Annotated in this window: 17 protein-coding genes and 1 pseudogene; 13 read left to right on the top strand and 5 right to left on the bottom strand. The window is 66.8% G+C overall.

Annotation, left to right across the window (positions count from 1 at the left end; genetic code table 11):
• Positions 1 to 5: 5 nt before the first annotated feature.
• Entirely contained in the window at positions 6 to 884 is an 879-nt protein-coding gene (locus AC3WR5_RS25005; RefSeq protein ID WP_231012837.1) for an MBL fold metallo-hydrolase, read from the bottom strand.
• A gap of 100 nt (positions 885 to 984) precedes the next feature.
• Between AC3WR5_RS25005 and AC3WR5_RS25000 the strand changes: the two genes are divergently transcribed.
• From AC3WR5_RS25000 to AC3WR5_RS24950, 11 genes are all read left to right on the top strand, one after another.
• Positions 985 to 1,302 carry an ArsR/SmtB family transcription factor gene (locus AC3WR5_RS25000; protein WP_141291711.1) on the top strand — a complete coding sequence of 106 codons (318 nt, stop codon included), beginning with the start codon at positions 985 to 987 and terminating at the stop codon, positions 1,300 to 1,302.
• A gap of 5 nt (positions 1,303 to 1,307) precedes the next feature.
• On the top strand, positions 1,308 to 1,742 hold the full coding sequence (locus tag AC3WR5_RS24995) for a YeeE/YedE family protein (RefSeq protein ID WP_141291714.1): 435 nt from the start codon (positions 1,308 to 1,310) through the stop codon (positions 1,740 to 1,742).
• Positions 1,739 to 2,182, top strand: a complete 444-nt coding sequence (locus tag AC3WR5_RS24990) for a DUF6691 family protein (RefSeq protein WP_375142187.1) — start codon at positions 1,739 to 1,741, stop codon at positions 2,180 to 2,182. Before AC3WR5_RS24995 ends, AC3WR5_RS24990 begins: the two co-directional genes overlap by 4 nt.
• 40 nt (positions 2,183 to 2,222) lie before the next feature.
• Positions 2,223 to 2,510, top strand: a complete 288-nt coding sequence (locus AC3WR5_RS24985; RefSeq protein ID WP_141287338.1) for a YlcI/YnfO family protein — start codon at positions 2,223 to 2,225, stop codon at positions 2,508 to 2,510.
• An 85-nt stretch (positions 2,511 to 2,595) separates the two neighbouring features.
• Entirely contained in the window at positions 2,596 to 2,925 is a 330-nt protein-coding gene (locus tag AC3WR5_RS24980) for a type II toxin-antitoxin system RelE/ParE family toxin (protein ID WP_492487964.1), read from the top strand.
• Between the two features lie 208 nt (positions 2,926 to 3,133).
• On the top strand, positions 3,134 to 3,901 hold the full coding sequence (locus AC3WR5_RS24975; protein ID WP_492487962.1) for an ABC transporter ATP-binding protein: 768 nt from the start codon (positions 3,134 to 3,136) through the stop codon (positions 3,899 to 3,901).
• Position 3,902: 1 nt separating this feature from the next.
• Positions 3,903 to 4,610, top strand: coding sequence for an ABC transporter ATP-binding protein (locus AC3WR5_RS24970; RefSeq protein WP_492487960.1), 708 nt, complete (start codon positions 3,903 to 3,905; stop codon positions 4,608 to 4,610).
• 38 nt (positions 4,611 to 4,648) lie between these two features.
• Positions 4,649 to 5,851, top strand: coding sequence for an ABC transporter substrate-binding protein (locus AC3WR5_RS24965; RefSeq protein WP_492487958.1), 1,203 nt, complete (start codon positions 4,649 to 4,651; stop codon positions 5,849 to 5,851).
• Between the two features lie 114 nt (positions 5,852 to 5,965).
• On the top strand, positions 5,966 to 6,850 hold the full coding sequence (locus tag AC3WR5_RS24960) for a branched-chain amino acid ABC transporter permease (RefSeq protein WP_141287333.1): 885 nt from the start codon (positions 5,966 to 5,968) through the stop codon (positions 6,848 to 6,850).
• Between the two features lie 166 nt (positions 6,851 to 7,016).
• Positions 7,017 to 8,015, top strand: a complete 999-nt coding sequence (locus AC3WR5_RS24955) for a branched-chain amino acid ABC transporter permease (RefSeq protein WP_492487956.1) — start codon at positions 7,017 to 7,019, stop codon at positions 8,013 to 8,015.
• Between the two features lie 338 nt (positions 8,016 to 8,353).
• Positions 8,354 to 8,977 carry an acyltransferase gene (locus tag AC3WR5_RS24950; protein WP_492487954.1) on the top strand — a complete coding sequence of 208 codons (624 nt, stop codon included), beginning with the start codon at positions 8,354 to 8,356 and terminating at the stop codon, positions 8,975 to 8,977.
• Positions 8,978 to 9,048: 71 nt separating this feature from the next.
• On the opposite strand, the gene AC3WR5_RS24945 is transcribed toward AC3WR5_RS24950, so the two are convergent.
• The 3 genes from AC3WR5_RS24945 to AC3WR5_RS24935 are packed head-to-tail and all read right to left on the bottom strand — an operon-like array spanning position 9,049 to position 12,861.
• On the bottom strand, positions 9,049 to 10,125 hold the full coding sequence (locus AC3WR5_RS24945) for an XdhC family protein (RefSeq protein WP_492487952.1): 1,077 nt from the start codon (positions 10,123 to 10,125) through the stop codon (positions 9,049 to 9,051).
• An 8-nt stretch (positions 10,126 to 10,133) separates the two neighbouring features.
• Positions 10,134 to 12,374: a xanthine dehydrogenase family protein molybdopterin-binding subunit gene (locus AC3WR5_RS24940; RefSeq protein WP_492487950.1), complete on the bottom strand. Its 2,241-nt coding sequence runs from the start codon at positions 12,372 to 12,374 to the stop codon at positions 10,134 to 10,136.
• Positions 12,375 to 12,387: 13 nt separating this feature from the next.
• Positions 12,388 to 12,861 (bottom strand): (2Fe-2S)-binding protein, encoded by a 474-nt coding sequence (locus AC3WR5_RS24935; protein WP_492487948.1) that lies wholly within the window; start codon positions 12,859 to 12,861, stop codon positions 12,388 to 12,390.
• A gap of 321 nt (positions 12,862 to 13,182) precedes the next feature.
• Between AC3WR5_RS24935 and AC3WR5_RS24930 the strand changes: the two genes are divergently transcribed.
• Positions 13,183 to 14,070 (top strand): AraC family transcriptional regulator, encoded by an 888-nt coding sequence (locus AC3WR5_RS24930; RefSeq protein ID WP_492487946.1) that lies wholly within the window; start codon positions 13,183 to 13,185, stop codon positions 14,068 to 14,070.
• Positions 14,071 to 14,217: 147 nt separating this feature from the next.
• Here the strand turns inward: AC3WR5_RS24930 and AC3WR5_RS24925 are convergent, their stop codons facing one another.
• On the bottom strand, positions 14,218 to 14,721 hold the full coding sequence (locus AC3WR5_RS24925; RefSeq protein ID WP_492487944.1) for a DUF4124 domain-containing protein: 504 nt from the start codon (positions 14,719 to 14,721) through the stop codon (positions 14,218 to 14,220).
• Positions 14,722 to 14,988: 267 nt separating this feature from the next.
• On the opposite strand from AC3WR5_RS24925, the pseudogene AC3WR5_RS24920 reads away from it, so the two are divergent.
• Positions 14,989 to 15,246: pseudogene (locus AC3WR5_RS24920) on the top strand (PAAR domain-containing protein); the annotation flags it as partial.
• Positions 15,247 to 15,432 lie beyond the last annotated feature (186 nt).

Genomic DNA, 15,432 nt, shown 5'->3' with positions numbered 1-15,432 from the left:
GTGCTTCAGCCGCCCAACGCGTCCAGCGGCAGCTGCAGGTAGCGCAGGCCGTTGGCCGCCGGTGCGGGCAGTTGGCCGGCGCGGATGTTGACCTGCAGTGACGGCAGGATCAGCACCGGCACCTCCAGCGTGGCGTCCCGGGCCTGGCGCAGCGCGACGAACTCGGCCTCGCTGCGGCCGCCGCCCACGTGCAGGTTGTGCGCCCGCTGCTCGGCCACGTTGGTCTGCCAGCGCGGTTCGCGGCCGGCCGGCGGGTAGTCGTGGCAGACGAACAGGCGGGTCTCGGCCGGCAAGGCCAGCAGCCGCTGGATGGAGCGGTAGAGCTGGGTCGCATCACCGCCGGGAAAGTCGGCTCGCGCGGTGCCCACGTCGGGCATGAACAAGGTGTCGCCAACGAACACCGCGTCGCCGATCTGGAAGGCGATGTCAGCCGGCGTGTGGCCCGGCACGGCCAGCGCGCGGGCGGTCAGTTCGCCCACTGCGAAAACCTCGTCGTCCTCGAACAGGTGGTCGAAGTCGCGGCCGTCCGGGTGGAAGTCCGGCCCCAGGTTGAACAGCGGCGCAAATGCGGCCTGCACGCGGCGGATGGCCGCGCCGATGGCAATGCGTCCGCCCACCTGTGCCCGCACCCAGGGCGCGGCCGAGAGGTGGTCGGCATGCGCATGGGTTTCCAGGATCCAGTCCACCTGCAGCGCCTGCGCCTGCACCCAGTCCACCAGTGCCTGTGCCGAGTGCGTGCCGGTGCGGCCGGACTTGGCGTCGAAGTCCAGCACCGGGTCGACCACGGCGGCGCGGCGGGTGGCCGGGTCGTGCACCACGTACGAGACGGTGGCCGTGGCCGGATCGAAGAAGGCTTGCACGACGGGCGATGCGGACTTGGACATGCGGTGTCTCCATGACAATTTACAAAAAAATGATATATTCAAATACATAATGAATACCGGCGCAGGGGTTTGCGCTGGCTCAAACCCGGGTGAGTTCGTGATGTCTGTCGTGTCCCGCATCGATCCCCAGCGCCTGCGAGGCGCCGCGGCCGAAGCCGTGGCTGCCCTGAAGGTGCTGGGCAATGAAGACCGCCTGCTGCTGCTGTGCGAGCTGTCGCAGGGCGAGCGCAGCGTGAGTGAACTCGAAGCGCGGCTGGGCATTCGCCAGCCCACGCTGTCGCAGCAGCTGGGTGTGTTGCGCGCAGAAGGCGTGGTCAGCACGCGGCGCGATGGCAAGCGCATCCATTACCAGGTGGCCGATGCGCGGTTGCTGGAAATCCTGGCGGTGATGTACCGCCTCTACTGTCCCAAGGAGTAAGCCTCATGCACATCGACTGGTCCTCCTTCACGCCCTGGCCCGCGCTGGCCGGTGGCGCCCTGATCGGCCTGGCCGCTGCGGCCATGGCCTTGCTGCTGGGCCGCGTGGCCGGCATCAGCGGCATCCTCGGCGGGCTCTTGCGCCCGTCGCCGGGAGAGAGCCGCTGGCGGCTGGCTTTCCTGATCGGGTTGTTGCTTGCGCCCTGGCTGGTACGTGCGGCGGGGGCAATGCCGCCATTGAAGATCGAGGCCTCCAGCGGGCTGCTCATCGTGGCCGGCTTGCTGGTGGGCGTGGGCACGCGCTACGGTGCGGGCTGCACCAGTGGCCATGGCGTCTGCGGGCTGTCACGGCTCTCGGGGCGCTCGCTGGTGGCCACGCTGGTGTTCATGGCCGCGGGCTTCGTCACCGTCGCGCTGGTGCGGCATGGCGGTGTGCTGTGAACCGCATCCGCATCCTGTTGGCCGCACTGGCATCGGGCCTGGTCTTCGGCCTGGGCTTGATCGTCTCCGGCATGGTGCAGCCGGCCAAGGTGCTGGGCTTCCTGGACCTGCTGGGCGCCTGGGACCCTTCGCTGGCGCTGGTGATGGGCGGCGCCATCGCCGTGGGCCTGCCCACGTTCGCCTGGGCCAAGCGCCGCCAGGCCGGGCAGCAGGCCAGCCTGCTGGGCGAGCCCATGCGCTTGCCAGAAGCGCGCCAGATCGACCGTCGCTTGGTGCTGGGCAGCCTGCTGTTCGGCGTGGGCTGGGGCCTGGCGGGCCTGTGCCCGGGGCCGGCGCTGGTGGCGCTGGGCGCGGGCAGCGGGCCTGCGGCGCTGTTCGTGCTGGCGATGTTGGGCGGTATGGGTTTGTTCGAATGGCTGGAAAGGCGACGGCGTCCATGAAGCCTATGGCGTGCCGCGCATTTGCGATACATTGCGGGACATGAAGACCGCCACCATTCCCTCCGTCCGTGTCGAGCCCGAATTCCGAGCCGAAGTCGAGGCGGTGCTGGGAAAGGGCGAGAGCTTGACCGAGTTTGTCGAAGCGGCGCTGCGCGCGAGCGTGGAGCGCCGCCGCCTGCAGTCCGAGTTCATCGCCCGCGGCCTGCGCTCGCGCGACGAAGCGCACCGCACCGGCGATTACGTCGCGGCCGATGTGGTGCTGGAGGGGCTGCAACGCAAGCTCGACGCGGCGCGCGCCAAGGCCAAGGTAGCCAAGACCGGCAAATGAGTGCCCCAGACCTGCCGCCTCGCGTCAGGCCCCAGAACAACATGCAAGGGGGACGAGAAAACTTGGGACGGCCCGGCGTTCCCTCATGACCTTCACCGTTCGCCTGACGCGCGAGGCCGAGGCGGACCTCGGGCGCCTGTTCGATTTCGTGCTCGAACGTGAACTGGCGCGCGAGCTGGAAGGCGAGGGTGGCGACCTGGCACTGGCCGAGCGGGCACTGTCGGCCATCAGGGCAGGCATTGAGACGCTGAAATCCTCTCCGTTCACCTGCCGCAAGGCGGGCCGCGACCCGTTCTTGCGGGAGCTGGTGATCTCGTTCGCACACGCTGGCTACGTGGTGCTGTTCGACATCGAGGACGCCGCGAGCGTGTTGGTGGTGGCGGTGCGGCACCAGCTTGAAGACGACTATCACTGACCCAACGGGTCGCGCGGGTTGTCCCGATGCGGGGCAACCCTTGCGTAATCTCGCGTCTTACAACTTGCATCCAAGTTGCATAACCTGCGGGCCTCGCAAGGAAACGCCGGGCCGCCCCAAGTTTCCTTGACCCCCGCGGGGGGCGGGCTGGGCTCAGCCCGGCCCGGGGGCCCTCCATAAGAGAAGCACCGGCAGGAGAGAGGCATCCGTGGATTGCATTCTGGAAACGCGCCAGCTCACCAAAGAATTCAAAGGCTTTGTCGCCGTCAACAAGGTGGACCTGAAGGTTCGTCGCGGCAGCATTCATGCATTGATCGGCCCGAACGGCGCCGGCAAGACCACCTGCTTCAACCTTTTGACCAAGTTCCTCGCGCCCACTTCGGGCACGATCCTGTTCGACGGCGAGGACATCACCAAGGAAAGCCCGGTGCGCATCGCGCGCCGCGGCGTGATCCGTTCGTTCCAGATATCGGCCGTGTTTCCACACCTCACGGTGCTGGAAAACGTGCGCGTGGCGCTGCAGCGCCAGCTGTCCAGTTCGTACCACTTCTGGCGTTCCGAAAGCTCGCTTTCCGACCTCAATGACCGCGCGATGCACCTGCTGCGCGAGGTCGACCTGGAGCGCTTTGCGGCGCTGGAGGCTGTGGAGCTGAGCTACGGCCGCAAGCGCGCGCTGGAGATTGCCACCACGTTGGCCATGGCGCCCAAGCTGATGCTGCTGGACGAGCCCACGCAGGGCATGGGTCTGGAAGACGTGGACCGCATCCGCGCGCTGATCAAGAAGGTTGCGGCGGACCGCACGGTGCTGATGGTCGAGCACAACATGAGCGTGGTCTCCAGCATTGCCGACACGATCACGGTGCTGCAGCGGGGCGCCACGCTGGCCGAGGGGCCGTACGAGGTCGTCTCGAAGAATCCGGCGGTGATCGAGGCCTACATGGGCTCGACCCAGACCGAACTCGTGGGCGCGCACTGAGATGAGCAAGACGCCCTTCCTCGAAATCCGCGGCCTGCAAGGCTGGTACGGTGAGTCGCATGTGCTGCATGGCGTGGACTTCCACGTCGATGAAGGCGAGGTCGTCACGCTGCTGGGCCGCAATGGCGCCGGCCGCACGAGCACGCTGCGCGCCATCATGGGTTTGATCGGCAGCCGCAAGGGCTCGATCAAGGTCAAGGGCATCGAGACCATGGGCATGGCCACGCACCGCATCGCGCGGCTGGGCGTGGGCTATTGCCCGGAGGAGCGCGGCATCTTCTCCAGCCTGTCGACCGAAGAGAACCTGGTGCTGCCGCCCACCTTGGCAGAGGGCGGCATGAGCGTGCCGCAGATCTACGAGATGTTCCCGAACCTGAAGGAGCGCGCCGGCAGTCAGGGCACGCGGCTGTCGGGCGGAGAGCAGCAGATGCTGGCGGTGGCGCGCATCCTGCGCACCGGCGCCAAGCTGCTGCTGCTGGACGAAATCTCCGAAGGCCTGGCACCGGTCATCGTGCAGAAGCTGGCCGAGATGGTCACCTCGCTGCGCCGCCAGGGCTACACCATCGTCATGGTGGAGCAGAACTTCCGCTTCGCCGCCCCGCTGGCCGACCGTTTCATGGTCATGGAACACGGCCAGGTGATCCAGTCCTTCACGCAGGCCGAACTGCCCTCGCGCCTCGAACGCCTGCACGAATACCTCGGCGTCTAAGAACGCATTCAGTTCCCATGGAGTTACAGGAGACCAAGATGAAGAAAATCAAAGCCATCACTGCCGCAGCTGCTTCGCTCTTTGCACTGGGCGCCGCGCAGGCCCAGGTGTCGGGCGATGTGATCAAGATCGGCTTCATCACCGACATGTCGGGCCTGTACTCCGACATTGACGGCCCCGCTGGCGCCGAGGCCATCCGCATGGCGATTGCTGAAGCCGGCGGTGCGGTGGCCGGCAAGAAGGTCGAGCTGCTGGTGGCCGACCACCAGAACAAGGCCGACGTGGCCGGCGCCAAGGCCCGCGAGTGGTTCGACCAGCAGGGCGTGGACCTGTTGATCGGCGGCACCAACTCGGGCACCAGCCTGGCCATGGCCAAGGTGGCGGCCGAGAAGAAGAAGCCGTTCATCGCGGTGGGCGCCGGCACCTCGGCGCTGACCAATGAACAGTGCACGCCCTACACCGTGCACTGGGCCTACGACACGATGGCGCTGGCCAAGGGCACCGGCGGCGCGGTGGTGCGCGCGGGCGGCAAGAGCTGGTACTTCCTGACGGCCGACTACGCCTTTGGCGCCGCGCTGCAGAACGACACCAGCAACGTCGTGAAGGCCGCAGGCGGCTCGGTCGTCGGCTCGGTCAAGCACCCGCTGTCAGCCAGCGACTTCTCGTCCTTCCTGCTGCAGGCGCAAGGCAGCAAGGCGCAGATCCTGGGCCTGGCGAATGCCGGTGGCGACACCATCAACGCGATCAAGGCCGCCAACGAATTCGGTGTCACCAGCACGATGAAGCTGGCCGGCCTGCTGGTCTTCATCAACGACATCCACTCGCTGGGCCTGAAGATGACCCAGGGCATGTACCTGACCGACAGCTGGTACTGGAACAAGGACGCCGAGACGCGGGCCTGGAGCCGCAAGTTCTTCGAGAAGATCAAGCGCATGCCCTCGTCGCTGCAGGCGGCCGACTACTCAGTCGCGAGCAACTACCTGGCCGCCGTCAAGGCCACCGGCTCGGACGACGGCGACAAGGTGCTGGCCCAGCTGCGCAAGACCCCCATCAACGACGTCTTCGCCAAGGGCGGCACCATTCGCCCGGACGGCCGCATGGTGCACGACATGTACCTGATGCAGGTCAAGACGCCGGACAAGTCGGTCGAACCCTGGGACTACTACAACGTGGTCGAGACCATCAAGGGCGATCAGGCGTTCACCACCAAGGCCGAGTCCAAGTGCGCACTGTGGAAGTGACCCACCCCCGAGCGGCTGCGCCGCTCCCCCTCAAGGGGGCGGCACCAGCGGACCGGCAGAGCCGGATCCGCGGCGCCCGCTTGGTTAACGCGGCCTGAGCCACGCGAGAAGTCGATGGAAATCTTTGGAGTTCCCCTGCAGGCCTTTCTGGGGCAGTTGCTGCTCGGGCTGGTCAACGGCTCGTTCTATGCCGTGCTCAGCCTGGGCCTGGCGGTCATCTTCGGCCTGCTGGGCATCGTCAACTTCGCCCACGGCGCGCTCTACATGATGGGCGCGTACGTGGCGTGGCTGCTGATGGAGAAGTTCCAGATCGGCTTCTGGTGGGCGCTGATCCTGGCGCCCATCGTCGTCGGCGCGATCGGCCTGGTGATCGAGCGCACGCTGCTCAAGCGGCTCTACAAGATCGACCCGATCTACGGCCTGCTGCTGACCTTCGGCCTGGCGCTGATCGCCGAAGGCGTATTCCGCGACCAGTTCGGCGTTTCGGGCCAGCAATATGCGGTACCTGAATTGCTGCGCGGCGCGACCAACCTCGGCTTCATGGTGCTTCCGAACTACCGCGCCTTCGTGGTGCTGGCCTCGCTCATCATCTGCCTGGGCACCTGGTTCATCATTGAGCGCACCCGGCTCGGCGCCTACCTGCGCGCCGGCACCGAAAACCCGGCGCTGGTGCAGGCTTTCGGCGTCAACGTGCCGATGATGGTGGCGCTGACCTACGCGGCCGGCGCAGGCCTTGCGGCCGTGGCCGGCGTGCTGGCCGCGCCGGTGATCCAGATCACGCCGCTGATGGGCAGCAACCTGATCATCGTCGTCTTCGCGGTGGTGGTGATCGGCGGCATGGGTTCCATCATGGGTGCCATCCTCACGGGGCTGCTGCTGGGCCTGGTCGAAGGCCTGACCAAGGTGTTCTATCCGGAGGCCTCGAACATCGTCGTGTTCGTGATCATGGCCATCATGCTGATGATCCGCCCGGCCGGCCTGTTCGGCAAAGAGAAGTGAGCCAAGAGGCTGAGAGTCTTTCGAACATGCCCGCTCATCACACCATAAGTCTCCCGCTCGTCGTTGCAAATGCTCGCCATGGCCTGAACCATGGCTGTGCTTTGCGCCTAGATCGGAAACCTTCTGGCGCGCTGCTCTGGCACGCCCGAAAAACTCTCAGCCTCTGATGCAAGCCAAAATTCCCACCACCCGCAGCAGGACCTTCTCTCACGAGATCTCCCGCTGGACGCCCGCGCGCCTGGCCTGGGGCCTGGGCCTCGTGCTGCTGGCCATCGCGCCGTTCATCGGCCTGTACCCGGTCTTCATGATGAAGGCCATGTGCTTCGCGATCTTCGCTTGCGCCTTCAACCTGCTGCTGGGCTTCACCGGCCTGCTGTCCTTCGGCCATGCCGCCTACCTGGGCAGCGCGGCCTATGCCACCGGCTGGCTGGTGACCAGTGCCGGCTGGCCACCCGAGCTGGGCATCCTCGCCGGCATGGCGGTGGGCGCCGGCATCGGCCTGCTGGTCGGGCTGATCGCCATCCGCCGCCAAGGCATCTACTTCGCGATGATCACGCTGGCCATGGCGCAGATGGTCTATTTCGTCTGCCTGCAGGCGCCGTTCACCGGCGGCGAAGACGGGCTGCAAGGCGTGCCGCGAGGCAAGCTGCTGGGCTTCCTGTCACTGGGCAATGACCTGGTGATGTACTTCTTCGTGCTGGCCGTGTTCATCGCCGTCTTCCTGTTCGTGCTGCGCGTGGTGCACTCGCCCTACGGCCAGGTGCTCAAGGCCATCCGCGAGAACGAACCCCGCGCCATTTCGCTGGGCTACGACGTGGACCGCTACAAGCTGCTCGCCTTCGTGTTGTCCAGCGCCCTGGCCGGCCTGGCCGGCTCGCTCAAGACCCTGGTGCTCGGCTTCGCCACGCTGTCCGACGTGCACTGGAGCCTCTCCGGCGAAGTCATCCTGATGACCTTGCTCGGCGGCATGGGCACCTTCGCTGGCCCGGTCGTCGGCGCCATCACCGTGATCGGCCTGCAAGACATGCTCGCCGACCGCGTCGGCTCCTGGGTCACCGTCATCATCGGCGCCACCTTCGTGGTCTGCGTCGTGGCTTTCCGGCGTGGGTTCGTGGGGGAACTGCTGGCTTGGCAGCAGCGGCGCAAGCCGAAAGCACAAGGCTGAATCCCCGTTTCGGGACGTTTCGCCGGGCTTTCAGCCCATTCGATGGCATGGCTTGCGAAGCCTGCCAACGAGAACGCCGGCGCCCTCGGCGGTTGATCACGGGCAAATGACGGGATTCACTTCTTGCGTCATTGGCTTTGCGCACGTTTGGGTTCAGCGGTTGCAATTCCCAAACATCAATGCCGGGTAGGCTCAACCATTCGACGGCGGCATGGTTGATGCTTCCCGCCAGCGCCTGCAACGTCAGGTTGCCGTTGGCCAGATCGTGGCTACACGTCTGGACGGGGTTGATCCGTGCGAGCGAGTGGTCGGGAGTTCCTTCGAGCGAATGAGGCGGAATGAAAAATCTGGTGCGCACATTCAAACTTTGGGTCCGTTTGAATATCTTGAAAACCGTCTTCCTGTCCATTAGAAAGAAGGCTGGCTGCATCAGGATCTATCCAGATGTCCACATTCACGTCGCCTCCACGTCGTCCATTTCTGGCACAGGAGTGCTGCGTCTGGGACCAAAATGGAGCGGACTGAGGTACTTGGCTTCCGAAATTCACCTTGCCAAGCATGCCAAGCTGATCGTCAATGGGCGTTTTGCGCTGTATACCGGCTTTCACCTGTCCGTGTCGGAAGGCGCCACGCTTGTCCTGGGCGAAGGTTATGTGAACAACAAATCGACGATTGATTGTTTTTCATCCATCACCATTGGCAATGGGGTGGTGATATCCAAAGGTGTCACCATTCGCGATAGCGACAATCACGCCATCGATGGCGTCAAGGAAATCAGTGCGCCGATCGTCATCGGAGACCATGTATGGATAGGCATCAACGCCACCATATTGAAAGGCGTGAGCATTGGAAATGGCGCTGTGGTCGCCGCAGGCGCGGTGGTAACGAAAGACGTGCCCGCCAATGCACTGGTGGGGGGCGTGCCCGCCAAAGTCATCAGGGAAGGCGTGAGCTGGGAATGAGCTGTTCGGAGTGCCAAGTCGTGAACCAGGCGTCTCTTGGCGGCCGGGGTGCCAGTGCCGAAGCCCGAAGCTCAATCTGCCTGTGAATGGTTCTGGCACAGCAGCTTGCCCTCGGCCACAGGCACCGCTGCGGCTTGCACATCGACAGGCGCCTTGGTCAGCAGCACGCCGTTCTTGGCGGCCACCACCTCGGCCATGATGGACAGGGCGATTTCGGCGGGGGTCTTGCTGCCGATGTAGAGGCCGGCGGGGCCGTGCAGGCTGTCGAGAGCGGTGTCTGGCAGGTCGAAGTGTTCGCGCAGGCGGTCGCGGCGCTGGCCGCTGTTGCGGCGAGAGCCGATGGCGCCGACGTAGAAGGCCTGGGACTGCAGGGCGTCGATCAGGGCCAGGTCGTCGAGCTTGGGGTCGTGGGTCAGGGCGACGACGGCGGTGCGGGCGTCGGGCTTGAGGCGCAGCACCAGGTCGTCCGGCATTTCGTGGCTGAGGGTCACGCCGCTTGTCATGCCACTCAGGTGCCAGCTGGCGCGCTGCTCCTCGCGCGGGTCGCACACGATGACCTCGAAGCCCACGGTCAGCGCGATCTGGCTCATGTAGCGGGACAGGTCGCCCGCGCCGATCAGGATGAGCCGGGCGCGTGGGCCGAAGCAGGTGATGAGCTGCTGTGCGTCCAGTCGGGGCAGGCTGTCGCGCAGGCCCTCGCGCAGCGTCACCTCGCCGGTCTGCAGGTCCAGCACGCGCTCGGTGCCCCGGCGCTGCTCGCAGGCTTGCAGCAGCTCGGCCAGTCGGCTGCGCGCGGTGACCGGCTCCAGCACCAGCTCCACGGTGCCGCCGCAGGGCAGGCCGAAGCGGTGGGCCTGGTCGGCCGAGATGCCGTAGCGCAGCACGGCGGGCACGTCGCTGGCGCATGCGGCCTGCACGCCACCTTCGCGAATGCGCTGAACCAGATCGTCCTCGATGCAGCCGCCTGACACCGAGCCGACGGTCTCGCCGCGCGCGTTGATGGCCATCAGCGAGCCCGGCGGCCGTGGTGAGGAACCCCAGGTTCTGGCCACGGTGACCAGCACCACGGCCAGCCCGGCCGACTGCCAGCGCAGCGCACCGCGCAGCACCAGCGTGTCGAGGTCGTCGGTCGTGTTGTGCGGTTCCACTGGAGGGCTCAGGCCAGTTTGAAGGGCAGTTCGCGAATCGGCTTGCCGGTCAGCTTGGCCACGGCATTGGCAAAGGCCGGGGCCAGCGGCGGCAGGCCCGGCTCGCCCATGCCGGTGGGCGGCTCTGCGCTGGGCACGATGTGCACGGCGATCTCGGGCATCTGGGTGATGCGCGGGACCACGTAGTCGCCGAAGTTGCTCTGCTCGACCATGCCGTCCTTCAGCGTGATGGCCGCGCCGGGCAGGCACATGGACAGGCCCATCAGCGCTGCGCCCTGGACTTGCGTCTCGACGGTGCGCGGGTTCACCGCCAGGTTGCAGTGAACGCCGGCCGTGGCCCGGTGCAGCACCGGCTGACCGTCCTTGACCGAAGCCTCGACGACATAGGCCACCACGGTCTGGAAGGACTCGTGCACCGCCACGCCCCAGGCGCGGCCGGCGGCGAGCTTCTTCTTGCCGTAGCCGCTCTTGTCCACGGCCAGTTGCAAGGCGGCCCGGTAGCGCGGGTGCTTGTCGCCAAACTGCTGCATGCGGTAGGCCACAGGGTCCTGTTTGTTCGCGCGGGCAATCTCGTCGATCAGGGTCTCCATCACGAAGGCCGTGTGGGTGGAGCCCACGCTGCGCCACCAGAGCACGGGCACGTTGACCTTGGGATGGTGCGCGGTGAGGCGCATCGGCAGGTCGTAGGGTTCGCGCATGCCCTCCACGCCAGTGCTGTCGATGCCGTTCTTCACCATGAAGGCTTCAAACGGCGTGCCGGTGACGATGGACTGGCCGACGATCACATGGTCCCAGGCCAGCACCTTGCCCTGCGCATCCAGGCCGATGCGCGCCCGGTGCAGTTGCGCCGGCCGGTAGTAGCCACCGCGGATGTCGTCTTCGCGGCTCCACAGCGTGCGCACCGGTGCGTCCAGCCCCGCGCCGCGCGCGGCCTTGGCGATCACGCAGGCCTCGTAGACGTAGTCGCTGGTGGCAATCGCCCGCCGGCCGAAGCCACCGCCGGCCATCTGCACGTTGACCTTGATCTGCTCGGGCTTGAAGCCCAGCACGCTGGCGGCCTTCATGCCGTCCAGGCCGGGCATCTGGCTGCCCACCCACAGCTCGGCGCCGTCTGCGCCGATGCGCACGGTGCAGTTCAGTGGCTCCATGGGCGCATGGGCGAGATACGGGAACGAGAACTCGGCTTCGATCTTCCTGGCGGCACCGGCCAGCGGCGCCATGTCTGCTTCGTAGAAATGCGGGCCGGGTTGGTTGGCCAGCTCGCGGTACTGCGCCAGCAGCCGGGTGCTGTCGACCTTCTCCACGCCGTCGGTGTTCCAGGTCACCTTCAAGGCGTCCCGGCCCTGCTTGGCCGGCCAGTAACCATCGGCGACGATGGCCACGCCCTCGGCGCCGCGGTCCAGCGGCACCCTCAGCACTGCCTTCACGCCCTTGATGGCGCGTGCGGCGCTGTCGTCCAGCGTGGCGATCTTGGCGCCGAACACCGGCGGGCGCTGCACCACGGCCGTGAGCTGGCCGGGCAGGTGCATGTCAATGCCGTAGTCCTGATGGCCGCTGCTCTTGGCCTTGGCGTCCAGCCGGGTGGTGGCCTGGCCGATCAGGCGGAAATTCTTCGGGTCTTTCAGCACCACCTTTTCGGGCACCGGCTGGGCCATGGCCACCTGGGCCAGCTCGCCGTAGCCCAGCTTGCGCCCGTCCGGCGCGATCACTTCGCCAGCGGCCGTGCGCAATGTGGCCGGGTCCAGCTGCCAGCGTGCCGCGGCCGCGGCCACCAGCATGGCCCTGGCACGGGCGCCGAGCTCGCGGTATTGCGTGAAGCTGTTCTTGATCGAGTTCGAGCCGCCGGTCAGGTGCAGGCCCATCACCGGGTCGACATAGGCGCCGTTGTTGCTGCCGTGGCGGCTGCTCACCTTGGCCCAGTCGGCATCGAGTTCCTCGGCGAGGATCATCGGCAGTGCGGTCTGCACGCCCTGGCCGAAATCGAGCCGGTTGATGATCACGGTGACCGCGCCGTCGGTGGCGATCTCGACGAAGGCCGAAGGCTGCTGGGTTGGCGCCAGCGGCTTGGCTGCAGTGGCGTCGGCCTGCGCCAGCCCCAGGGTGGGAAAGGCGCCCAGCGCAAAGCCGCTTGCGCCGGCCAGCTTCAGGAAGCTGCGGCGCGGCAGCGTGGCGGGCGCGTCGGCTTGCTGGCGGTTGAGGATTTCCTGCAGCGCGCGCGGCAGTTCATGGCGATGGGCTTCGGTCAGCATGGGGAATCCTCCTTCAGGCGATTTGCTTGGCCGCATCGGCCACGGCCGCACGGATGCGCGCGTAGGTGCCACAGCGGCAGATGTTGCCGGCCATGGCGGCGTCGATCTCTGCCGCCGTGGGCTGCTTGCCCTTGGGCAGCGACTTCAGGAAGGCCGTGGCGCTCATGATCTGGCCGCTCTGGCAGTAGCCGCACTGGGCCACGTCATGCTTGACCCAGGCCGCGTGCACGGCGGCGCCGACCTTGTCGCTGCCGTTGGTGATGGCCTCGATGGTGGTGATCTTGCCGCTGGCGGCGGCCGAGATCGGCGTGATGCAGGAACGGATGGCGTTGCCGTCCAGGTGCACCGTGCAGGCGCCGCACAGCGCTGCGCCGCAGCCGAACTTGGTGCCGGTCATGCCCAGCGTGTCACGCAGCGTCCAGAGGATGGGGGTGCTGGGGTCGATGTCGACCGTGTGCTCCCGGCCGTTGACGTTGAGCGTGTTCATGAGCGGTTCTCCAAGAGGTATAGGGGCGAGGGCTGGGGCGGGCACCTGCGTGAGAGGGCGCGGCTTCACCGCCGCCTCATGCTGAAGGCGGTGGTGCCCCAGGGTCGGCGCAGCAGAGTGTCCCTGTTTGGCCGGGATGGCAATTGCCGTTTTCGACGCTTGTCTTGCCTGATCCGACACATCGTCGTCAAGAATGGGAGGCCGCGCCTGGCCGGCATTAGAGTGCGTACTGGCCGCCCCCGTCGTCAGCCTCAGCCACAGGGCATGTTCGCGACGTGGTCATTCTGTTCTACCCCGGCACATCCCCGTGCTGATCGATCGATGTCCATCGATACCCTGGCCCATGAGATCGGGCGGATTGCCCAAAATGATGGCGAGCGCACGACAGCGCTGCCTTGCCTGACGCTGTATCGACGCAGTCTCCACTCCGAGCCCATGCCCTGCATCTACGGGCTGGGGCTGGGTGTGGTGGCGCAGGGTGCCAAGCAGGTGGCGTTGGGCGAGGAAGTGATCGCCTACGGGCCCGGCCATTCGCTGCTGACCACGGTGGACTTGCCCGTGGTGGCGCACATCACCCGGGCCGGCGCTGCCGAGCCCTATCTGGGCCTTTGGCTGGCGCTGGATGCGCGGGCGCTGGTGCAGGTCGCGGCCGAGCTGGACCTGCCGCCAGTGGCGCGCGAGCACTCGCCGCTGGCCATCTCCCGCTGTGCGCTGGAGGCGCCGCTGCTGGAGGCCTTGATCCGCCTGGTGCGGCTGCTGCACGAGCCCGCGCTGCTGGCACCGCTTGCGCCGCTGGTCCAGCAGGAAATCATGGTGCGCTTGCTGTGCGGCCCGCATGGCCCCTTGCTGCGGCAGCTGGTGGCAGCAGGCTCGCCCAGCCACCAGGTCGCCCGCGCACTGGCCTGGCTCAAGCAGAACTTCACCCGCGACGTGCTGATCGACGAGCTCGCTGCCCGCGTGCACATGAGCCCCTCGACCTTCCGCCAGCACTTTCGCGGCCTGACCGGCATGAGCCCGGTGCAGTACCAGAAACAGCTGCGCCTGCAGGAGGCGCGGCAGCTGATGCTGAACCACGATCTGGACGCCGGCAGCACGGCAGTGCGCGTCGGCTACGAGAGCGCCTCGCAGTTCAGCCGCGACTACAGCCGCCTTTTTGGCGCCCCACCGCAGCGCGACATCAAGCGCATGCGCGAGCAGCCGGTGGCGTGAGAAGCGTCGGGCAAGCCAGGCGCTGGGTGGCTACTCGGTGTCGCTTGCGCAAACTGGGCAGACTCGGCGCCGCCTGCCTGGTGGTGATGGCGTGTTGGTCGGTGGCCCCCGGCGAGCAGGGTGGCCCACAGCAACGCTGAACACCCCCTATGGAATGCGGAGCCTGCAGCGCGTGGGCGGCGGCTCCGGCACCTCGTTGCACACCTCGAAAGCCTCCGGCTTGGTGGCGCCGCGCGCCGTGCGATACGGGCCAAAGCACTCGATGCTCTCGGCATACAAGCGCTGCCAGGTGTCGCAGTCGGTCTGATCGTCTGGCACCTGTGCGGGGCGCTTGCCCGTAGGCTGGGAAGCAGCCGGAGCGGCGCCCGCCGCCAGCTGCCGGCGATCCTGCTCGGCCGCCAGCGCGGCAGCCCTGGCCTTCTCCTTCTGGGCCCGCTCCTGCGCCTCGCGCTGCTGCTCGGCCGAAGGCGGGCTGGCCCACATGTCCAAAGGTTTGGCCGTGCGGCGGTACTGCTCCGGCACCACTTCGCCGTAGTGAACCCGCCCGTTCTCATCCACCCAGCGGTACACCGTCGCCGCCATGGCGCCAGGCGGAGCCAGCAGCAGGACCGTGGCCGTGAGGGCAGAGAAAACAGCGCGAAGGTGGTGCATGACGGGAGCGATTATGGTTGGCCGGGCCCGGCCCAGCAGACAAGATCAAGCGGATGAGAAACGGGAGAACTGCCCCTCGACTTTGACCCTCGACTCGCTCCGAACGCCCGAACGCCCGAACGCCCGAACGCCCGAACGCCCGAACGCCCGAACGCCCGAACGAGTGGGCGGCGATTACCGTTCGATACTCTATTCCGCTGCCTCGGATTTGGGATGGGCTGCTGCCGCGCCAGAAAATGCCTGACAACGAACGACCAGGGGGAAATCGTGTCGGGACCATTGATCGTCATCGGTGACAAGACCAGCCACGGCGGCGTGGTCATCGAAGGTGCGCCCTTGACCATGACCTCGGGCAAAGCCATCGCCCGCATGGGCGACAAGGTGACCTGCCCGCACAAGGGCCATGGCGGGACCACGGTCATCGCAACCGGGGATCCGACATTGATCATTGACGGCAGGCCTGCAGCGCGCAACGGCGACAAGACGGCATGCGGCGCGACGCTGATTTCGTCACAAGCGGTGACCTTCACCCAGGATGGTGCTGCCACTGGCGGGAGCGCAGGCACCCAGACGAGCGGTACGGTGGGCGGTGCGGCAGCCGGCTCCAATCAGGCGCAGGCTGAGCCGGCCCGCTTTGAGTGGGACGAGCAAGTGAAGATTGCAGTCTCCGGCGACACGGCGATCTTGATCGGCCTTCCATGGTTCATCCGC

The sequence above is a fragment of the Ideonella sp. FW305-24 genome, from assembly GCF_058788035.1.
Note: the sequence above shows the minus strand (reverse complement) of the source record. Positions and strands in the feature narration are given on the sequence as shown.

Excerpts from the sequence above, each read along its gene's own strand:
- AC3WR5_RS24935 (WP_492487948.1), bottom strand. The coding sequence starts at position 12,861 with ATGAACACGCTCAACGTCAACGGCCGGGAGCACACGGTCGACATCGAC.
- AC3WR5_RS24965 (WP_492487958.1), top strand. The coding sequence starts at position 4,649 with ATGAAGAAAATCAAAGCCATCACTGCCGCAGCTGCTTCGCTCTTTGCA.
- AC3WR5_RS24950 (WP_492487954.1), top strand. The coding sequence starts at position 8,354 with ATGAAAAATCTGGTGCGCACATTCAAACTTTGGGTCCGTTTGAATATC.
- AC3WR5_RS25000 (WP_141291711.1), top strand. The coding sequence starts at position 985 with ATGTCTGTCGTGTCCCGCATCGATCCCCAGCGCCTGCGAGGCGCCGCG.
- AC3WR5_RS24960 (WP_141287333.1), top strand. The coding sequence starts at position 5,966 with ATGGAAATCTTTGGAGTTCCCCTGCAGGCCTTTCTGGGGCAGTTGCTG.
- AC3WR5_RS24970 (WP_492487960.1), top strand. The coding sequence starts at position 3,903 with ATGAGCAAGACGCCCTTCCTCGAAATCCGCGGCCTGCAAGGCTGGTAC.
- AC3WR5_RS25005 (WP_231012837.1), bottom strand. The coding sequence starts at position 884 with ATGTCCAAGTCCGCATCGCCCGTCGTGCAAGCCTTCTTCGATCCGGCC.
- AC3WR5_RS24930 (WP_492487946.1), top strand. The coding sequence starts at position 13,183 with ATGTCCATCGATACCCTGGCCCATGAGATCGGGCGGATTGCCCAAAAT.
- AC3WR5_RS24955 (WP_492487956.1), top strand. The coding sequence starts at position 7,017 with ATGCAAGCCAAAATTCCCACCACCCGCAGCAGGACCTTCTCTCACGAG.
- AC3WR5_RS24940 (WP_492487950.1), bottom strand. The coding sequence starts at position 12,374 with ATGCTGACCGAAGCCCATCGCCATGAACTGCCGCGCGCGCTGCAGGAA.
- AC3WR5_RS24985 (WP_141287338.1), top strand. The coding sequence starts at position 2,223 with ATGAAGACCGCCACCATTCCCTCCGTCCGTGTCGAGCCCGAATTCCGA.
- AC3WR5_RS24980 (WP_492487964.1), top strand. The coding sequence starts at position 2,596 with ATGACCTTCACCGTTCGCCTGACGCGCGAGGCCGAGGCGGACCTCGGG.
- AC3WR5_RS24925 (WP_492487944.1), bottom strand. The coding sequence starts at position 14,721 with ATGCACCACCTTCGCGCTGTTTTCTCTGCCCTCACGGCCACGGTCCTG.
- AC3WR5_RS24995 (WP_141291714.1), top strand. The coding sequence starts at position 1,308 with ATGCACATCGACTGGTCCTCCTTCACGCCCTGGCCCGCGCTGGCCGGT.